General features: G+C 60.2%; 18 protein-coding genes. 11 read left to right on the top strand and 7 right to left on the bottom strand.

All coding sequences use genetic code 11. The annotated features are described in order from the left end of the window. The first annotated feature begins 159 nt into the window (after positions 1-159). Positions 160-639 (top strand): class I SAM-dependent methyltransferase, encoded by a 480-nt coding sequence (locus ELH03_RS27990; protein ID WP_128412097.1) that lies wholly within the window; start codon positions 160-162, stop codon positions 637-639. A 97-nt stretch (positions 640-736) separates the two neighbouring features. Here the strand turns inward: ELH03_RS27990 and ELH03_RS27985 are convergent, their stop codons facing one another. Next, positions 737-2,527: an ABC transporter ATP-binding protein gene (locus ELH03_RS27985; RefSeq protein ID WP_130766997.1), complete on the bottom strand. Its 1,791-nt coding sequence runs from the start codon at positions 2,525-2,527 to the stop codon at positions 737-739. A 325-nt stretch (positions 2,528-2,852) separates the two neighbouring features. Between ELH03_RS27985 and ELH03_RS27980 the strand changes: the two genes are divergently transcribed. Then, positions 2,853-2,996 (top strand): hypothetical protein, encoded by a 144-nt coding sequence (locus ELH03_RS27980; protein WP_165420540.1) that lies wholly within the window; start codon positions 2,853-2,855, stop codon positions 2,994-2,996. A gap of 7 nt (positions 2,997-3,003) precedes the next feature. Here ELH03_RS27980 and ELH03_RS27975 read toward each other — a convergent pair whose 3' ends face one another. Continuing rightward, positions 3,004-3,459, bottom strand: coding sequence for an Rrf2 family transcriptional regulator (locus tag ELH03_RS27975; RefSeq protein WP_128404737.1), 456 nt, complete (start codon positions 3,457-3,459; stop codon positions 3,004-3,006). Between the two features lie 131 nt (positions 3,460-3,590). Between ELH03_RS27975 and ELH03_RS27970 the strand changes: the two genes are divergently transcribed. After that, the gene (locus tag ELH03_RS27970; RefSeq protein WP_130766995.1) at positions 3,591-4,496 is read left to right on the top strand and encodes an NAD(P)/FAD-dependent oxidoreductase; all 906 of its coding nucleotides are present in this window, start codon (positions 3,591-3,593) and stop codon (positions 4,494-4,496) included. Between the two features lie 169 nt (positions 4,497-4,665). On the opposite strand, the gene ELH03_RS27965 is transcribed toward ELH03_RS27970, so the two are convergent. Both ELH03_RS27965 and ELH03_RS27960 read right to left on the bottom strand, forming a co-directional pair. Next, on the bottom strand, positions 4,666-5,364 hold the full coding sequence (locus ELH03_RS27965) for an RES family NAD+ phosphorylase (protein ID WP_130766994.1): 699 nt from the start codon (positions 5,362-5,364) through the stop codon (positions 4,666-4,668). Further along, positions 5,358-5,771, bottom strand: a complete 414-nt coding sequence (locus ELH03_RS27960; RefSeq protein WP_130663637.1) for an MbcA/ParS/Xre antitoxin family protein — start codon at positions 5,769-5,771, stop codon at positions 5,358-5,360. The genes ELH03_RS27965 and ELH03_RS27960 overlap by 7 nt, the downstream gene beginning before the upstream one ends. Before the next feature lie 291 nt (positions 5,772-6,062). On the opposite strand from ELH03_RS27960, the gene ELH03_RS27955 reads away from it, so the two are divergent. The 8 genes from ELH03_RS27955 to ELH03_RS27920 all read left to right on the top strand — a co-directional run bounded on the left by ELH03_RS27955 (position 6,063) and on the right by ELH03_RS27920 (position 13,422). Further along, complete coding sequence (locus ELH03_RS27955) at positions 6,063-6,509, top strand: DUF805 domain-containing protein (RefSeq protein WP_024321659.1); 447 nt, start codon at positions 6,063-6,065, stop codon at positions 6,507-6,509. A 205-nt stretch (positions 6,510-6,714) separates the two neighbouring features. Then, positions 6,715-7,161 carry a DUF805 domain-containing protein gene (locus tag ELH03_RS27950; RefSeq protein WP_047618252.1) on the top strand — a complete coding sequence of 149 codons (447 nt, stop codon included), beginning with the start codon at positions 6,715-6,717 and terminating at the stop codon, positions 7,159-7,161. A 3-nt stretch (positions 7,162-7,164) separates the two neighbouring features. Continuing rightward, positions 7,165-7,920 (top strand): hypothetical protein, encoded by a 756-nt coding sequence (locus tag ELH03_RS27945; protein WP_130657183.1) that lies wholly within the window; start codon positions 7,165-7,167, stop codon positions 7,918-7,920. Further along, positions 7,913-9,187 carry a hypothetical protein gene (locus ELH03_RS27940; protein ID WP_130766993.1) on the top strand — a complete coding sequence of 425 codons (1,275 nt, stop codon included), beginning with the start codon at positions 7,913-7,915 and terminating at the stop codon, positions 9,185-9,187. The genes ELH03_RS27945 and ELH03_RS27940 overlap by 8 nt, the downstream gene beginning before the upstream one ends. Continuing rightward, positions 9,174-10,130: an AAA family ATPase gene (locus ELH03_RS27935; protein ID WP_018071512.1), complete on the top strand. Its 957-nt coding sequence runs from the start codon at positions 9,174-9,176 to the stop codon at positions 10,128-10,130. The genes ELH03_RS27940 and ELH03_RS27935 overlap by 14 nt, the downstream gene beginning before the upstream one ends. Further along, a complete protein-coding gene (locus ELH03_RS27930; RefSeq protein ID WP_130766992.1) occupies positions 10,131-11,450 on the top strand; it encodes a DUF58 domain-containing protein in 1,320 nt (439 codons plus the stop codon). After that, on the top strand, positions 11,450-12,526 hold the full coding sequence (locus tag ELH03_RS27925) for a stage II sporulation protein M (RefSeq protein WP_018071510.1): 1,077 nt from the start codon (positions 11,450-11,452) through the stop codon (positions 12,524-12,526). The genes ELH03_RS27930 and ELH03_RS27925 overlap by 1 nt, the downstream gene beginning before the upstream one ends. Further along, positions 12,523-13,422, top strand: coding sequence for an RDD family protein (locus ELH03_RS27920; protein WP_130766991.1), 900 nt, complete (start codon positions 12,523-12,525; stop codon positions 13,420-13,422). The genes ELH03_RS27925 and ELH03_RS27920 overlap by 4 nt, the downstream gene beginning before the upstream one ends. Positions 13,423-13,780: 358 nt before the next feature. On the opposite strand, the gene ELH03_RS27915 is transcribed toward ELH03_RS27920, so the two are convergent. The 3 genes from ELH03_RS27915 to ELH03_RS27905 form a co-directional block, all read right to left on the bottom strand. After that, entirely contained in the window at positions 13,781-14,845 is a 1,065-nt protein-coding gene (locus tag ELH03_RS27915) for an acyltransferase family protein (RefSeq protein WP_130699006.1), read from the bottom strand. A gap of 140 nt (positions 14,846-14,985) precedes the next feature. Beyond that, the gene (locus ELH03_RS27910; RefSeq protein WP_130766990.1) at positions 14,986-15,864 is read right to left on the bottom strand and encodes an FkbM family methyltransferase; all 879 of its coding nucleotides are present in this window, start codon (positions 15,862-15,864) and stop codon (positions 14,986-14,988) included. Further along, positions 15,864-17,582, bottom strand: a complete 1,719-nt coding sequence (locus tag ELH03_RS27905) for an adenylate/guanylate cyclase domain-containing protein (protein ID WP_128412102.1) — start codon at positions 17,580-17,582, stop codon at positions 15,864-15,866. Before ELH03_RS27905 ends, ELH03_RS27910 begins: the two co-directional genes overlap by 1 nt. Between the last annotated feature and the right edge of the window lie 10 nt (positions 17,583-17,592).

Here is a 17,592-nt window from a genome sequence, read left to right as displayed (position 1 = left end):
TTGGCAAGGTTTCATGTGTTAGAGCATTTCCTGCTTTTTCGGACGCACGGAAATGCTCTATCTTTTTGTTTTTATGCAATTCCGGACGCAAAACCGCTCTCGCACTTTTGCTGGAATTGCTCCAGGACCGCTGACGATTTCATGACGGATACGGATTAGATGAGCCGCCTCGACAGCTTCATTCGCCGGTTGACGGCTCAACGCGACATTCTGAACTCGATCATCGATCTGGTGGGGGAAATTGAAGGCCCGGTGCTGGAGTTCGGCCTCGGCAACGGCCGCACCTATGATCACCTGCGCGAGAATTTTCCCGGCCGGCGCATCGTCGCCTTCGATTGGGAAGTCCGCTCCTATTCGGCCTCAACACCGGAGGCAGAAGACATGGTGACCGGCAATATCCGCGACTCCGGTCAGGCCTTCGTCGGCATTGGCGCGGCCCTTGCCCATGCCGATATCGGCACCGGTCATGACGAGATCGATGCGGTGACGCTGACCTGGCTGCCGCAGCTGATGGCCGGCGTGCTCGCCCATAACGGCGTCGCCGTCAGCGGCCTGCCGCTTGAGCATCCCGAGCTGGTGGCGCTGCCGCTGCCGGACGGCATCAAGGAAGGCCGTTATTTCCTCTACCGGCGCACGTAGAGGATACCATCGGCTCTGCTGCATAAAATTTGCAGCCATTCAAAGTGCTGCAGCGCCGCGGCTCTCGAAAAGACGCGCGGCGCTGTCGTGTTTCGCTTCACGCCACCAGACCCTTGGTCAGCTCCAGCGCCTGCCGTTCGAACAGCCGGCGATAGATGCCGTTATTGAGCCGGATCAGCGCCTGGTGGTCGCCTTCCTCGACAATCTTTCCCTTGTCGAAGACCAGCAGCCGGTCGAGCGCCCGCACCGTGGACAGCCGGTGGGCGATGACCAGCGTCGTGCGGCCGTTCATCAAGCGTTCCATGGCCTGCTGGATCTGCACTTCGCTTTCGCTGTCGAGGCTCGACGTCGCTTCGTCGAGGATCAGCACCGGTGCATCGGCCAGGAAGGCACGGGCAATGGCGACACGCTGCCGCTCGCCGCCCGACAGCTTGACGCCGCGTTCCCCCACCATCGTCTCATAGCCCTTGGGTAGGTCCATGATGAAGTCGTGGGCGCTCGCCTGTTTTGCCGCCTGTTCGATCTCGCGGCGCGAGGCGTTCGGCCTGGAATAGGCGATGTTTTCCGCCAGCGTACGGTGGAACAGGATGGGCTCCTGCTGCACGATGGCGATCTGGCCGCGCAGGCTTGATTGCCTGACCCCTGCGATATCCTGTCCGTCGATGCGGATTTCGCCCGAGTTGACGTCATAGAGGCGCTGGATGAGCTTGACGAAGGTCGTCTTGCCAGAGCCCGAATGTCCCACCAGGCCGACGCGCTCACCCGGCTTGATGGTGACCGAAAAGTCGTCATAAAGCGGGGTGGGATGCGCGCCATACTGGAAGGTGATGCGATCGAAGACGATCTCGCCCTCGCCGATCTTGATCGGCTTGGCGTTGGGCTTGTCCTCGATGCCGAGCGGCATCTTGTCGAGCAGCACCAGTTCTTCCATGTCGTTGACGGCACGCTGCAGATTGCGGATGTCCTGGCCGACATTGCGCAGATAGCCTTGCAGAACGAAGAACATGGCCAGCACGAAGGTGATGTCGCCAGGCGTCGCCAGCCCCTGCCGCCACATCACCAGGCCCGTTCCCAGAATACCGGCCTGCATCGAAACCATCAGGAAGCCCTGGATCGTGCCGCTCAACGTGCCGCGCTTCCATGTCCGGCGCGTGCGGCTGTCCCATTTGGCCATCACCTGGCCCAGGCGCGTCTCTTCGCGGCTTTCAGCGCCGAAGGCCTTGACCACCGAATTGCAGCTGATGGCATCCGCCAGTGCGCCACCAAGCTTGGTGTCCCAGGCATTGGCAAGCCGTGCCGCCGGCGACACGAAGCCCATGGAAAGCGCCACGGTCACGCCGATATAGATCAGCGACCCCGCAGCCACGATCAGGCCCATGATCGGCCAGTAGCTGCCGAGCACGATGCTGGCGCCGACCAGCATGACGATGGACGGCAAAAGGGCGACCAGCAGCAGGTCGTTGAGCTGGTCGAGCGCCCACATGCCGCGGGTGATCTTGCGCACCGTCGAACCGGCAAAGCTGTTGGCGTGCCAGTCGGTCGAAAACCGCTGCACCTTGTGGAAGCCGTTATTCGTCACATCCGCCATGGTGCGCAGCGTCAGCCGGATGATGCCGTTGAAGATGAACCAGCGCAGTGCCACGCTGGTCAGGCCCAGTGCCACAACGATGACGAAGGCGCGCAGCGCCCGGTCAGCCGCGTTGCTGCCGGCAATGGCATCGACGATCTGGCCGGAAAACACCGGTACCATGACTTCGGCCAGCGTGCTGGCAATGACCAGCACAATAATAATGCCCACCAATACAGGCCGATGGCGCCAATGATGGAAAACAAAGCCGAGCACATGGCGATAGGCATCGGCGCGGAAATCGAGCTTCTTGCGAGTCATTTTAATCGCTCGGCGCCGTGTCGGCGGCCGGTCCTCAAAATCGAGAGTTGGATGGCACAGCCCAAGCGAGAGACGAAATGATCCCGTCAGATCAATCGGGCTATGAATTAAGGGAAAACCGCATGTCGGACGCGCTCGAGGCGGGCCGCGAATGGAAATGACCTAGTGTCGGGACATTCCGCACGGGAAGGTTTCGATGATTGCTGGCATGCAACGCCTCCCTATGTTCGAACTAAAGCGGTGAGCGTTTTGTACCGAAGCAATTCGCCATTGCCAAGCGGATATTTGCAACCTTACAGAAAGTGATGCGGAAACGACACACCTTGTGCGCTTGCGAGGTGACGGTTCGACCGGCGTGCTCGCCCGTATCGGCATCGCCGTCTGTGGTCTGCCGCTGGAGCACTCCGAGCTTGTGCCTCCGCCTGCCGACGTCAAGGAGGGCCGTCATTTCCACTACCATAGGACGTAATCCCCGCTCAGGAAGCGCAGGAATAGGATGTGGCCGGGCGGGCGGTCAGTTTTGCCTCGAAGTCGGCCGCGATTTTGTCCAGCGTCACGCTGTCCAATCGTCGCAGCAGCAGCGCCTGGGCTTCCTTCATCGCGTCGCCGAGAACGACATTCACCGCCTGTTCCACCAGGCATTCCGGTTGGTCGTCGGCCGGGCCGATGGCGAAGAGGTGCGGTTCGCCGATGGCGCGGTAGACGTCGAGCAGGGTGATCTCGGACAGCGGACGCACCAGTGTCCAGCCGCCACCATGGCCCTTTTCGGAGCGGACGTAGCCCTGTTCGCGAAGGCCGGCCATGGTGCGGCGGACGACGACGGGATTGGTGTTCAGCATCTTGGCAATCATGTCGGAGGTCGCCGAATGCTGGTGCTTATCCATGTGGATCAGCACGTGCAGCATACGTGAAAGGCGGCTGTCATTGCGCATGGGTCTCTTCCTGTCGATCGGGCGGGTCATTATCGCAAGCAGATCGTAACAAGACAAGTAACATGATGCTTGACGGCGCCAGTTCATGTAACTTATGTTGAGTCATGAGTTCAATATCAAGGGAGAGCCCCATGTCGTTCGAAGTCATCGTCATCGGCGGAAATTTTGCCGGTCTTTCGGCCGCCATGCAGCTGGCCAGGGCGCGGCGGCGCGTGCTGCTCGTTGACGCCGGCGCGCCGCGCAATCGTTTTTCTGAAGCCTCGCATGGGTTCTTGGGCCAGGACGGCCAGACGCCGGCGGCGATCATGCGGGAGGGAAAACGGCAGCTGTCGCTTTATCCGACCACCACCATCCGCCAGGGGAAAGTCGTCCGGGCGCAGAGCGATGGTGATGCGTTCATTGTCGGCACCGAAGACGGCGGCGAAGAACGAGCCGCGCGCATCCTGCTTGCAATCGGCGTCAGCGACACGCTGCCCGAAATCCCGGGCCTCAAGCAGCGATGGGGCCGCTCCGCGCTGCACTGCCCCTATTGCCACGGTTTTGAGGTCGGCGGCGGCAAGCTCGGCGTTCTCGCAAACCATCCGCATTCGGCCCATTCGGCCATGATGATCCCGGACTGGGGAGCAACGACCTTTTTCACCCAGGCGCTGTTCGAGCCCGATGAAGAGCAATTGGTGAAGCTGACCGCCCGTGGTGTCCGCATCGAACGCAGCCCTATCGTCGAATTGTTGGGCGACGATCCGAAGCTTGAGGCCGTTCGCCTCGCTGATGGCCGCGTCGTGCCGCTCGATGCCGTCTTCGTCGCGCCGAAAACGTCGATGGCAAGCCCGGTTGCCGAACAGCTCGGCTGCGCCTTCGACGACGGCCCGTTTGGACCGGTCATCCGGACCGGTGAGAATAAGGAAACCACTATCAAGGGTGTCTTTGCCGCCGGCGATGCGGCAAGCGCCATGCATAATGCCACGCTCGCTTCCGCCTCAGGCGTGCTCGCCGGCGTGCATTGCCATCAATCGCTTGTCATGCAGTCGGTCGTATAAGGCGGAAACAGCACGTCAAACGGGTGAAAGTTTCCCAGCAGGTCAGGTCCACATCGCTTCGTCGAACTGAAAATCTCAGCGCTTTAAGCATTGCTTTTAATATAATCAGCCGATTACCGCTGAAACACATAAATCCGCGGCAATATGGAGCAATTGCCACAAGCCACGGTTAAGTTACCGCCAGTACCGCCCCGGTGTCGTACTGACGTACGAAATCCACCCGCATGCCGTTCCAGTGATAGCAGTAATGACGCCCTCGGACAGGAATGGTTATGGCGTCCGGCCAGAAAATGCCGATACAACGTTGACCGGGCATTCGAACGCTGTTCCACAAGAGACCATCGCTTCCCGCTGCACGATGTTCGCGTCCCTCAATCTGGGAAGCGGTGTAATCGTCCGGATGCAGGGCGCCAGGCACCGCGTTCACGTCGTCCAGTTCTCGGTCCACGCTGCCCACGAGGACGCGAAAGTCCGATGTCCACCCCGGACGCTGGGGCGTTGAGCTCATGAACTTCTGATGATGATGTATTGTTTCGGCGACAGCGACTTCTTCGCTGTCGCCTGCATAGTAGAGACCATAGCTTCCGTCCGTGAAGCGTCCCGGCCGCCCCGTTGAGCAATGGACGAATGGGGCCATTACATAACTAGCGCCGGTCCCCGAAACGCGGCGGTTCGCGGGCACCTTTCCAAGATCGCCCACCTCATATCGAATGCGCGGATTCGTTTTCGCCTCGACGGCCACAAGGGCCTCCCAGTCGCGGGGGTCGGCGATGTCCTCGAACAAATCGATTGGCGGATAGATCGATCTAATGATGCGGTAGGTTTTAGGCCACTGTACGTGGGAGCGGACAGCAAGCCCACTTACCATGCGCTCCGCTCCGCATCGAGCCATTCACGCATCACGGCAAGATCAGAAAGCTCGCCCTCAAGCATCACGTCCAGCGCCGACTTGCCGCCAAAGGCCGCATTAGGTGCTTTGATCCACTCATATCCCCTTGATGGGTCCTTAAACAGATGTCGCACCCCCTTGTGGATACCCATCAGGTGAGCCATCCGCATTTTCAGGTCCCGATCGACACGTCCCACGTTGCCTTCTTTCCACCGTGCCCATGTGCGGGCTGACAAACCTCCGAGCAAGGTGCAAGCCTGGGCCTCCGTGAGCTTCCAGGCGTTGAAGAGGTTTACCGTCGTGCGGGCCAGCGCCCCTGCTTCCACATCGGTGATTTCAGCCGATGTCCTGTTAAAGGGAGTCGAAGCAATAGGTTGAAGCTGCATGGCATCCTCTCTTTCTGGCAGAAAGATAGCATATTGTTGCCAATTGGCAAATCCAAATTCTCCTTCAAACGACCGCATCACATGGACAGCAAAAAGGGTGGCCGAACGACTCGTCACCGAGGTGAAAATCTCAAGGCGTTAATCATTGCTTCTAAAATAACGTGCCGTTGCAACCGACTTATTGCAATTTCTACGTTTGAATTGTAGCTGTTTTTCAGCCGCAGCTACTATGGCTCAACGACCGTGGTGAGACAGTAGCAGACGCGCAGCACGCAGGACGGGGGCATCGAGTTGGGGTTTACTGACGCTGTTGGGACGGCTCTTGTACAGAAATATGCAACTTTCTCGGGCAGGGCCTCCCGCTCGGAATATTGGTGGTTTGTCTTATTCTATTTCACGGTGCTGTTCGCGATCGGAATCGCGTGTCTTGTGACCTCCAGCTTTTCCGATTTCCGGGACGGAGTTCCGCCACCAGTCGGCCTCCTCGTGTTCATCGGCGGATTGACTTGGCTGGCAATGTTTTTGCCACAGGTGGCCCTTCAGGTTCGCCGTTTCCATGATCGAAATATTTCCGCTTGGTGGTATCTCGCGCTGTTCGGCGGCGGCTTCGTTCCCTACTTCAACGTCATTGCCGGTATCGCGATCCTCGTGATCTGCTTGCTTCCAGGCACGGAAGGTCCGAACAAATACGGGCCAGATCCGCTGCGTCCCCAAGCGCGAGCGGAGGTCTTTGCCTAGCACATGGCCATCCGCAACGTTGGCCTGTTGGGTCTGTCCCCGGGCCACGATTCAGTTTCCGCATCAGCGAGCGTCTGTTTGAAGCAACCGACTTATTGCAATTTCTACGTTTGAATTGTAGCAGTTTTCTGAAGTGACTTTCAGGCAAGACGATGATGAGACCGTCGATCACCGTGCTTGAATCAGCATAAATGGGGGCATTGAAATGGGATTTACTGAAGCTGTTCGGACAGTTTTAACGCAGAAGTACGCAACCTTCTCCGGCAGGGCTTCCCGCTCGGAATATTGGTGGTTCGTGTTGTTCTATACCTTGGTAGGGCTCGCGCTTGTAATTTTGGCTTTGGCGGTAGGCGCCTTTTCCGACCAACAGGGTGGAGTTTCGTCAGCGGTGGTCGCCATCATGGTGATCGGCGGATTGTTTGGACTTGCAATCTTTTTACCAATATTATCCCTTCAGGTTCGCCGTTTCCACGATCGCGACATTTCCGGTTGGTGGTATCTCGCGCTGATCGTCTTGGGCATGGTTCCCTATATCGGTACCATTACCGGTCTCGCGATCACGGTTATTTCCGTAATGAGGGGCACGGATGGTCCGAACAGGTTCGGGCCGGATCCGCTGCGTCCCGAAGCGAGAGCAGAGGTCTTTGCTTAGCGAATGACCATCCGCAATCTCGGCCTGCTGGTAGCTCTGTTGCTTGCCGCCTCGGCTCAGTTTTCGCCTGCTTGGGCGCAAGACAGCGACAGTCAGCAGGTTGGGGGGGGCGATCATCAAAAGAGCGCCGTCGGAGCCGAATATGCCGCGCAGTGCCAGCAGAACGGATTGCGCTGCACGCTCGTCTATGGCGACGCCTCTGCAAAGGTGGAACCGGCATCGAATACGACAAAATCGTCGCCACAACGCAAGCCGTTGATGAGCCCGCGGGAGCCGGTCGTCAACGGTCCTCTGGCGGTTGCTATCGTGCTTGTCGGTCTCATCGTGGTCATCGGCTTGTGGATACGCTTCGGCAACGGTGGCGTCTTGCTTTCATCGGCCCCACGCGACATCAAGCGGCAGGGGGAGGCGCCGGAAAGCTGGCGCACGTCAGCAGCCGAGGCCGAGGAAAAGCCGAGCGACTTTCTGCAGCGCATTGCCGCCATGGCGGATCGCAGGCAGGCGCTTGTCCTCCTGCTCCGACATTGCCTGCTTCATGCAGCAGATATGACGGGAACACGGCTTTTCCGCTCGGATACGGAACGGGCCGTTTTCGCCCGTCTACCGAGCAATATGCCCGAACGCGATAGGCTTGAAAATTTTCTGACGGCAGTGGAGCTCGTTCATTATGGCGGCCGCACGCTTGCGGAAAGCCATTTCGGCGTCCTTCTGACGACGGCGCGCGGCTTGCTGTCATCAGGCAGAGTGGCCAATGCGTAACTCGGGGCCTCTTCTGTTGCTGGGGCTGCTGCTTGCGCTGGCGGCTCTGGCAGTCTTTGCGCTTTCGCGCGGCAGCGACTTCGACCGCTCGCCGCTTGGCAACAAGGGGTTGGAAACGTGGCTGCAAGCCAAGGGTATCCCTGTCGTACGATCCGACCCTCATGTCGCTCGGGCGCGTTCGGAAATCTCGCTGCGCATCATTCCCCTGTCGATACGCCAAGCCGAGGCTGTCGCACCTCAGGCAAACGAGGAAGCGGATGACGCAGGACCGGATAGCCCGATCCGGGAGTCAAACCGCTATGCGCTGCCGACACTGATCGTTTTGCCGAAATGGCGCGGTAGCGTCTCAACGGATGGTGTTGCCGGCAAATCCGGACTGGCCGATCTCTCCGATATCGGCGGCGAACTCGACAAGATCGGTTATTCAGATTTTGGCTTCGCCCGCAGCAGCACCGATTTTGAAGAGGCGCAACCACAGCTGAAACCGGGCCAGCCAATCAAGATTGCCCTCTATCAGGCCCAAACCTTCGAACGGTCTAGCCTCCCGAGCGGTTGGGAGGAGCTCGCGGGCACGCCGTCGGGCGCGCTGCTCCTGCGTGGCGCGGACGACCCCAACGTCTATCTGCTGTCGGATCCGGACCTGTTGAACAATCACGGACTGGCTCTGGCCGATAACGCCTCCTTTGCCGTGTCGCTCGTCACGCTGTTACGCGGCGCGGGCGAGAAGCGGCCGGTCTATCTGGATACGGCCGGCCTGCCCCTGGATAGCAAGAAACCGGCGGATGAGGGCCGGACCTACGAGCGCTCTGCCTCCGATTTCAAGCGGTTTTTCGCTTATCCGCTGTCCGTCATCTGGGGAGTGCTGTTTGTCGTCGCCGCGATTTGTTTCTGGCGCGGCGCCTATCGCTTCGGGCCTGCCTTGAAGGAGACATCCGGAAACATCGAGCTGTCGAAGACCGCCGCGATCGACGCGACGGCGCGTCTGCTGCGCCTGTCGGGCAATGATGGCCGGATGACCGGACAGTTCGTGCTCCATCTGCTTGCGGACAAGGCGCAACTGGTCTTCGGCCCCGGAGCCGGAAACGAGGCGGGCATAGAGCGGCTGTTTCAACGCCTGGCGCGCCACGATCAGGCGGCGGCGAAGGCATTGCATTCGTCAGCGCAGGCGCTGATCGATCGTGGACATCGGATGACGCGGGCGGATCTGCACCGCAATCTCGAAATTTTTAGAAAATCGCTGGGGAGCACTGACCTTGGATCTAGGTGAATTTCGCAATCTTATCGCTGCGGTTCGTGGCGAAATCGGCAAAGCGGTGCAGGGGCAGGACGCGATCATCGATCTCGTCCTGATCTCGATCTTTGCCGGCGGGCATTGCCTGGTCGAAGGTCCGCCCGGCACGGCCAAAACCCTGCTTGCCCGGTCGGTCTCTGCTGCCATGGCGCTGCAATATCGTCGCATCCAGTTCACGCCAGACCTGATGCCCGGCGATGTTCTGGGCGTCAATCTCTTCAATTTCCAGACCAATCAGTTCCACCTGACCAAGGGCCCGGTCTTTACCGACATTCTTCTCGCCGATGAGATCAATCGCGCCCCCCCGAAGACGCAATCCGCCCTGTTGCAGGCGATGAACGAGCGGATGGTCACGCTTGATGGAACCGATTATTCCCTGGGACCGGATTTCTTCGTGCTTGCCACGCAAAACCCGATCGAGCAGCAGGGCACCTATCCTTTGCCCGAAGCACAGCTCGATCGCTTCCTGTTCAAGCTTGTCGTCGATTTTCCCAGCCGCGATACGGAAATTGCCATCCTCTCCAAACACGCGACGCAGGCGCTGAAATCAGACCTGCGCAATGCCGGCATCCGTCCGCTTGTCACAAGTGCCGCACTTGCCGAGGGGCGGGCGCTGATCGATGCGATCCGTCTGGACAACACGATCCTGACCTACATCGTCGACCTGGTGCGCGCCACGCGCTCCGATCCCGACATTCTCTATGGCGCATCCACCCGCGCGGCCGACGCCGTAGCATCGGCAGTGCGCGTGCGCGCGGCGTTCGAGGGAAGGGATTACGGCTTGCCGGACGATGTCCAGGCGTTGCTGGTGCCTGCCTTGCGCCATCGCATCGTGCTTTCGCCCTCCGCGGAAATTGATGGGCGCACGCCGGACGAGGTGCTGCGGAACATCATGAACCGCGTGGATGCGCCCCGTTAAATGCGGCCATCCTCCACTCTGATCGCGCTCGTTCTGATATCCGCCGCGGTGACGGTCTTCACCAGCGTGTGGTGGCGCGACATGAGCTACTTCTTGCTCCTCATGTGGCTTGCGCTTGCAGCCCTGACCGTCGCCGATCTGGTCATCTCCAACTTGGCGGGCAGGATGACGGTCGATTTCGATCTGCCGCCGCAGGGCTTTGTCGGCCATACCGCCGCGTTTACGGTCGGTATCCGGTCGCAGAAGGGCGCGCTGTCCCGGAAAATCGAAATCCGGCTCGATCTCGCTCCCGAGCTGGTCGTCGACGAAATCCGATGGCTCAACCCTGCATCGGGTGCCGGAGAAGGAGAGGTCAAGGCCTCTCTGGACCTTCATCTGACCCGGCGGGGACAATACGCGGTCAACGCGCTATGGCTGAAGTGGCCATCGCGATTGAAGCTGCTCGAGATCATCGCGAAGATGCCCGTCGGGCAAGAGATCGCTGTCCAGCCCGACATATCGCCGGTGCTATCGGGAGCGATCAAGACCCAGATCCTGCCGCTGGAGGCCGGCCAGAAGGATTTGCGGTTGCGCGGCGAGGGATCGGAATTCCACCAGCTGCGTGAATTTGTAAGCGGCATGGATCCGCGCAGCATCGATTGGAAGCGCTCGGCGCGCATGCGCAGTCTCGTCGTGCGCGAGATGAGGGCCGAACGAAACCACCAGATCATCCTCTGCGTCGATTCCGGACGGCTGATGGCCGAGCAGCTTGCCGGCTTCACGAAGCTCGATCGCGCCATCAATGCGGCGCTCGCCATGTGCTGGGGCGCAGGCCTTGCCGGCGATCTCGTCGGTTTTTACAGCTTCGACAGCCGCCCGCGTCTGTTCGTGCCGGCCTTGCCCGGACGAGCGGCCTTTCCGCGGCTGCAGACGGTGTGCGCCGGGCTGCGCTACGAAACCCAGGAGACCAACCATACTTTGGGACTGACCCACCTGTCGGGACGCCTGAAGCGACGGTCGCTGATTGTGATATTCTCCGATTTCGTCGACACCATCACGGCGGAGCTGATGATCGAGAACATGCAGGTGCTCGCCCGGCATCACTTCGTCGTCTATGTCGCCTTGCGCGATCCGATGCTGGCCAAGCTCATCGAGCCTGAGGAAACGACGCTCGATGCCGTCGCCCGCTCGGTTGCGGCGCGCCAGATCCTTCACGAAAGGCGCGCCGTCATGGAAAAGCTGGCGCGTCTCGGGGTGCTTTGCCTCGACAGCACGCCGGAGGCACTGACTTCGGATCTCATTGCGCGCTACATCGAAATCAAATCCCGTGAGATGATATGATGGATATCGGTATCGACGGCAGGATGGATAGGGGCGCGACAGTCAATGTCGGCGCCGTCCAGAACGATACGCTTCGTTCGGCCCGCTTCCGGCTGGAGCGCGAGGCACACTGGCGTCAACTGGACGAACTCGTGACGCGTGCCGAGAAAGGGGGCGCAGCCACACTCGGCTATGATGAAGTCCGCAATCTCGCCACCGGATACAGGCAGGCGATGAACTCGTTGAGCGTGGCGCGCGATATTTCTCTCGATCGCGCCCTGATCGCCTATCTGGAGAGCCTCTGCGCCCGGGCCTATCTCGTCGTCTACGCTCCGCAGGAAAGCCTGGGTGGCCTGATGTCGCGCCTGCTGTTGCACGGCATTCCCCAGGCCGTGCGGCGCTCGGCCCTGCCTTTGTTCATCGGCTTCCTGGCGCTCATTTTGGGCGCGCTAGCCGGATACAGGCTCTGCACCAACGACCCGAGCTGGTTCTATACCTTGGTGCCGCCCGAGATGGCCGATCAGCGCACGCCTGATGCCTCGACCGATTACCTGCGCTCGACCATCTATGGCGATGAAGGGCATGACAGCGACCGGCTGGCCGCATTTTCCGCCTTTCTCTTTTCCCACAACACCACCATCGTCATCCTGATCTTCACGCTGGGTGTGTTCGTGTCGGTGCCGAGCTTCATCCTGACCTTTTACAATGGTCTGATCCTCGGCGCGTTCTTCGCGATGTTTTATCGCAGAGGGCTCGGCTACGACGTCTTCGCCTGGCTCTCGATCCACGGCGTGACCGAGCTTGCGGCCATCGCCATTGCCTGCGCGGGTGGGGCAAGGCTCGGACTTGCCGTTCTCCTTCCCGGTACCAGAACCCGAAAGGAAGCCTTGCGCCACCAGGCGCATGATGCCGTCAAGCTCGCCATCCTGGCGGCGCTGATGCTCATCGTGGCAGCCTTCATCGAAGGGTTCCTGCGTCAGCTGATTCAGGATCCGTTCTGGCGCATCGCTATCGGCTGGGGGATAGGCCTCTTCTGGGTAGGCTGGCTGCTGCTTGGAGGTCGCGAAAGCAAGGTTTCGCGCGAGGCCATGCGATGAGCCAGGCAGTCACGGACGGCAAGCGCATCGAGCAGTTCATCCCGCCGGAAGGCGTCCCGATCACCTTCGCCATTGCCTCGATCGGAACCCGTTTCGGCGCGCAATTCCTCGACATCGTCTTCACCTCGATCATCATGTTCGTCTGCGCTGTGGCCATCCTCTTCACGGGCGTGCTGCCTATGACCGCCGAGGCGATGCTCATGGTGCTGCTCGGTTTTCTGGTGCAGATCCCCTATTACATCCTCTCGGAGCTCATCTGGAACGGACGCACGCTCGGGAAAAGAATCACGGGCATCCGCGTCATCAACATGGACGGACGGCGGCTTACCCCGCACCAGGTGACCGCACGCAACCTGATGAAACAGGTGGAGATTTTCGCTCCCATGGGCCTTTTGGCTTCGGTCGGCACGCAGTCGGCCTGGGAAAACGGTCTGACGAGCCTCTGGCTTTTAGCGGTGGTCATCGTCCCCTTCACCAACCGACGCCGGCAAAGGCTTGGCGACATCATCGCCGGCACCCTGGTGGTCGACACTCCGCGCTCCGTGCTCTTGTCCGATCTCGTGCTTTCTGCTCCTGCCGCCGCATCGACGCAGGCGGAATTCGAATTCCTGCCGGAACATCTCGATGTCTACGGCAAATATGAGCTGCAGACGCTGGAGGATGTGCTTCGCGAGTCCACAAAGAGGTCCAACTATAAGGAGATCGAACAGATCGTTCGAACCATTACCCGAAGGATCCGGTTTGAAGATACCGTGATGCCCGGCCGGGAGCTGCGCTTCCTCAACGAGTTCTATCGCGCCCAGCGCGAGCATCTGGAAAGCTTGAAGCTTTTCGGCACGCTTCGCGAAAATAAGTATCATGAGCATACGCAGACAAGTGCGAAGAAACTTGTTTGAGGTGGAAGAGTGCGTTGGGCTGGAAGGTGGTAAATCACCGCCATTAAATGATGATCGGGAGCTGGCACCAAAAATAGCTTGAGCGAGAAGCGATTTCACCCGCAGCGAAACGTTTAACTGCGTCACCCCACAACCATGACGCACATGCCGCGCCTGGCATTTCTCGCATTCGCCATGGTTGGCTGGTGTATGACCCCTGAGCGATAAGGTCTATTCCATACAGACCCCGCAGACAGATCCGTCTAAGCACATCTGCTGGCATCTCGAAGGATCCCTTGCGCTATCTCCATGGAGGAGCCCTCCACCCAATTTGGTTGGAGACGATCATTGCTGCAGCCAAGCGACTGGCTAGTCTAGCTCATACGGTGATCTTGGCCTGCGGCGCCTTTTGGCGGCCGGCCCCCCATTTCTGGATCGGCCGTTCGAAGAATTCCCAGCTTAGGGCGGAAAAGGCGATTGTCGGGATCGCAACAACGACCAGTTGGATGATCCCCCGCTTCAGCGGATAATCGAAGAGCCGCCACATAAGATGCATCATCAGCCAAAGCATCGGAAAGTGGTAGAGATAACATCCGTAGCTGATGCGGCCGAGATAGGCCAAGGGCCGGGCTCCAAGTACGCGATTGATAATCGGGCTTGTCCCCGATGCCGTTATGGCAATCAGGATTGCCATCGGCAGAAGCGGAAGAATTTGTAGAAGGAAATCGACGACCAACAGCAACCGTGGACGGCCATCCGTCTCAACGAGTTGCAGGGCACCCCACAGCGCTGCCGGCAGGATTGCCGCAAGGAGGCGTGTTCGGACCGGACGTGCCAGCATGCCCGAATGGAAGAAGACCAAAGCTCCCACGCCGAATGCATCAAGCGAGAAGGGAGACCACAAGACCATGTTGTCGGGGTAATAGCCGGTGACATAACATCCGAGCCAGAATGCCAGCGCAATGGCGATGGCGCCCGCGGCGACCAGCGCCACCGATCTGTTTGCGCAGCTGAGGACAACTAGCGGCCAAATGAGATAGAACTGCCATTCGACGGACAGGGTCCAGATATGGGCAAGCACCCATGGGTGCCAATTCATGTTCATCGCGAACCAGACGTTTGACAGAAAGGCGAGATGATAAAAAAGCCCATCCCGGATCGTGACGAGGCCGATCGCGGCGAGGGCCAGGACCATGGCGTAATATGTCGGCAGGAGCCTGAGCGCCCTTCGCGTGTAGAAAGATCGCAACGCCGCAAAACTGAACCCTTCGGCGTCGCGCAACGCGACCAGTTTGGCGGTAATCAGGAAGGCACTCAAAATGAAGAACGTTCGTACCGCCAGGTCGCCGAGCAAGGAATCTCCGTCGACGAAATGCGTATAGAACACACCAAGGATGGCAATAGCCCTGATGCCATCAAGGCCCCTTATCCGATCCGCCTCCATTCCCCACCCGTTCCTTCACCCTGGTGGTCATATTCCGCCATGCCCCGACCGGGCGCAAGGGGACGAAGCCGTACTTCGAGGTCGTCCTCAACCGCACGACCTAAAGCGCGGCAAGCGAATCTGAAAGATCGCGACCCAGTTTAGGGCAGGAACAGCACGTTGTACTGATCGAACTCGCCCGGCAGGTCGCGGACCTTCATTTCCTCTTCGCGGTCCTCGAACAGCACGAGGCAATCCTCGTAGAAGCCGGACAGCATGGATATGAAGGCTTTCGTTCCCTCACGCCCGTAGAAGAGTGGCGTGAACTCCATGTAGAGCGGCACGCGGCGGGCAAGCAGCGGCTGCATTGAGCGGCAGGCGACCGGCTCGTAGCCCTCGATATCCATCCAGACGAGGCCGATTGCGGCCGGGTCGATCGAAAGTCCGGCAAGAATCTCGGAGACCGGCTTCACCGGCACGCTGATCTTCTGGTCTGTCGAGCTTTGACGGATGGCGCTGCTCTTGCCGTGATTGTTGAGGTTGAGAAAAAAGTCGATCTCGCCTTCGCTCTCGCCGGCGGCGCAATTGACGAGCCGGACCTTCTCCTCCAGCCGGTTCTGGCGAACGTTGAGGGCAAGCAGCGGGAAATTGCGCGGGTCGGGCTCAACACTGACGATATGGGCGTATGTGTCGCTGAGCGCGAAATAGACGGTCTGGGTGCCGATATTGCCGCCGATCTCGAGCAGCGTCGCATCCTTTCTGAGCAGGCCGCGCTCGCGCAGGATGACGATCAGCCGGTCGACGGCGTCGCGCTCGAAATGGCCCTTCCGGAAGACCTTGCGGCCGATATAGTCAGCGGGCGAGAAGGTCATCAGGTGATCACCGGCGTCGACCGTCATCGAGACGACGCGAGGGCCGATATTCTCGATCAGCAGGCGGCGGCCGAAGCGGGTGTCGAAGAAGCGCGAAGCGGCTCTATTGCGCGCCTTGCGCAGTCGGCGGCTCCAGTATTTGGCGGTCAGCCAGGGCTTGCCGGGCATCAGTCTTTTCCTTCGAGCGGTTCTGCCGCTTTCTCTCTCGGAATGACGTAGACTTTCAAGGGCAACGCCCGGCCGCGCACACTGATTTCACGGCTTTCGATGCCGGCGAGATCGGCACCCGAAAGGCTCGCCACCGGCTCGGAGATGACGATCGCCGCCTCGAACTCCTTGGCAGCGCTTTCCAACCGGCTCGCGACATTCACGGTATCGCCGATCGCCGTCATGCTGCGCACCCGGCCGTATCCCATCGTGCCGACGACGGCGGGGCCGGTGTGAATGCCGATCGCGATGCGCAGCGGCAGCGCCAGTTCGTCGGCGAGTTCTGCGGCGAGTTTCTCGATCTCGGCGACGATTGCTGCTGCTGCATTGAGCGCCTGGCGGCAGGCTTCCTCCGGCGTGGTATTGAGTCCGAAGAGCGCCATGGCGCCGTCACCGATGAACTTGTCGAGCCGTCCGCCCGCCTGCTCCACCGCCTTGCCGATGATGGCGAAATAGCGGTTCAGCAGGAAGACGACGTCGAAGGGCAGGCGGGTTTCCGTCAGTGTGGTGAAATGGCGGATATCGACGAAGAGCACGGCGATCTCGCGCTCGCGGCCGGGGCTCGTCTCCTGGCTGTTGGCGGGAAGGGCCGCCTCGATCGCCGGCACGAGAAGTGGCGCGACGGCAACGTCGCGGTTCGGACGAAGCTGGCAGGCGAGCCGGACATCGGGGCCGGCATTGATGCGTCTTAGCGTCGTCTGTTCCATCTTGTCGGGGGCAGGCAGGCTGTCGTAATCGCCAAGGATCTGCACGCGGCAGGTGGAGCACTGGCCCTTGCCGCCGCAGACGGCATAATGCGGCAGGCCGCCGAGCCGGCTCGCTTCCAGCACCGAGAAGCCGCGCGGCACACGGATCACCTCGCCGCCCGGATAATTCACGGCGACCTGGTCGAGGCGCTCCTTCAGCTTGCGCCGGGCACGGGCGACGACGACGATGAGTAGCGAAGCCGAGAAGGCGCCGTAGAGCCCGGCACGGATCATGGCGACCTCACGGTGAACTTGCGGGTTCGAGGCGTAACGGGTGTTGACGCCCTCCTTGTAGGCGCTGACCGTCATTGACTGCTGGTAGGAAGGGTCGGCAAGCGTCCGGCCCATCTCGACGAAGCCGAGCAGCGAAAGCACCGGCACGAGGATCGCAATCGCCAGCAGCAGCGGAGCGAAGTCCGGGTACCAGGAGCGGTAGCGCAACCAGAAATGGATGCCGATGCAGCCGTGGATCCAGACGGCGACGACGGCGAGCGCCTGCCGCATGCCGTTCGCCGGGTTCTTGATCCAGAGCATGCCGACAACCGTCTCGTAGTCGTCGATGTAGCCGTAGAACTCGTGAGCGATGCGTGTGCCGATGACATGATCCATCAGCAGCAGCGGGATCATCAGGCCGAGCACGATCTGCGCCATTTCCCCCTTCGGCATGACGAGGCTGCGACGCATGTAGATGGCGCGCAGGACCAGTGCGATATGGATGAGGACCGACGAATAGAAGATGGCGGTCCCCAGAGGATTGCGCCAGATCGCCAGGAAGAGATGGGCGGCTTTATCGGCGGCTGCGACGGAAATCAGGCCAATCGCATGGTTCGACAAATGCAAGAGGACGAAGATGAAAATGACGAGGCCGGAACCGAGCCTCGCCCTTCTGATCGTACGCTCCGAAAAAATCCCTGTGGCCGAGACCGTCGTCATTCATTCCCGT

The sequence above is a fragment of the Rhizobium beringeri genome (assembly GCF_004306515.1).
In the GTDB taxonomy this organism is placed as follows: domain Bacteria; phylum Pseudomonadota; class Alphaproteobacteria; order Rhizobiales; family Rhizobiaceae; genus Rhizobium; species Rhizobium beringeri.
The sequence above is the reverse complement of the archived record's forward strand: the minus strand, read 5'-3'. Positions and strand labels throughout refer to the sequence as shown.

What these genes read in the sequence shown, in the direction of transcription:
- ELH03_RS27965 (WP_130766994.1), bottom strand. Translation starts at nt 5,364, where the DNA reads ATGGTAAGTGGGCTTGCTGTCCGCTCCCACGTACAGTGGCCTAAAACC.
- ELH03_RS27930 (WP_130766992.1), top strand. Translation starts at nt 10,131, where the DNA reads ATGCGGCCATCCTCCACTCTGATCGCGCTCGTTCTGATATCCGCCGCG.
- ELH03_RS27960 (WP_130663637.1), bottom strand. Translation starts at nt 5,771, where the DNA reads ATGCAGCTTCAACCTATTGCTTCGACTCCCTTTAACAGGACATCGGCT.
- ELH03_RS27915 (WP_130699006.1), bottom strand. Translation starts at nt 14,845, where the DNA reads ATGGAGGCGGATCGGATAAGGGGCCTTGATGGCATCAGGGCTATTGCC.
- ELH03_RS27970 (WP_130766995.1), top strand. Translation starts at nt 3,591, where the DNA reads ATGTCGTTCGAAGTCATCGTCATCGGCGGAAATTTTGCCGGTCTTTCG.
- ELH03_RS27975 (WP_128404737.1), bottom strand. Translation starts at nt 3,459, where the DNA reads ATGCGCAATGACAGCCGCCTTTCACGTATGCTGCACGTGCTGATCCAC.
- ELH03_RS27990 (WP_128412097.1), top strand. Translation starts at nt 160, where the DNA reads ATGAGCCGCCTCGACAGCTTCATTCGCCGGTTGACGGCTCAACGCGAC.
- ELH03_RS27925 (WP_018071510.1), top strand. Translation starts at nt 11,450, where the DNA reads ATGGATATCGGTATCGACGGCAGGATGGATAGGGGCGCGACAGTCAAT.
- ELH03_RS27985 (WP_130766997.1), bottom strand. Translation starts at nt 2,527, where the DNA reads ATGACTCGCAAGAAGCTCGATTTCCGCGCCGATGCCTATCGCCATGTG.
- ELH03_RS27940 (WP_130766993.1), top strand. Translation starts at nt 7,913, where the DNA reads ATGCGTAACTCGGGGCCTCTTCTGTTGCTGGGGCTGCTGCTTGCGCTG.
- ELH03_RS27950 (WP_047618252.1), top strand. Translation starts at nt 6,715, where the DNA reads ATGGGATTTACTGAAGCTGTTCGGACAGTTTTAACGCAGAAGTACGCA.
- ELH03_RS27905 (WP_128412102.1), bottom strand. Translation starts at nt 17,582, where the DNA reads ATGACGACGGTCTCGGCCACAGGGATTTTTTCGGAGCGTACGATCAGA.
- ELH03_RS27920 (WP_130766991.1), top strand. Translation starts at nt 12,523, where the DNA reads ATGAGCCAGGCAGTCACGGACGGCAAGCGCATCGAGCAGTTCATCCCG.
- ELH03_RS27910 (WP_130766990.1), bottom strand. Translation starts at nt 15,864, where the DNA reads ATGCCCGGCAAGCCCTGGCTGACCGCCAAATACTGGAGCCGCCGACTG.
- ELH03_RS27945 (WP_130657183.1), top strand. Translation starts at nt 7,165, where the DNA reads ATGACCATCCGCAATCTCGGCCTGCTGGTAGCTCTGTTGCTTGCCGCC.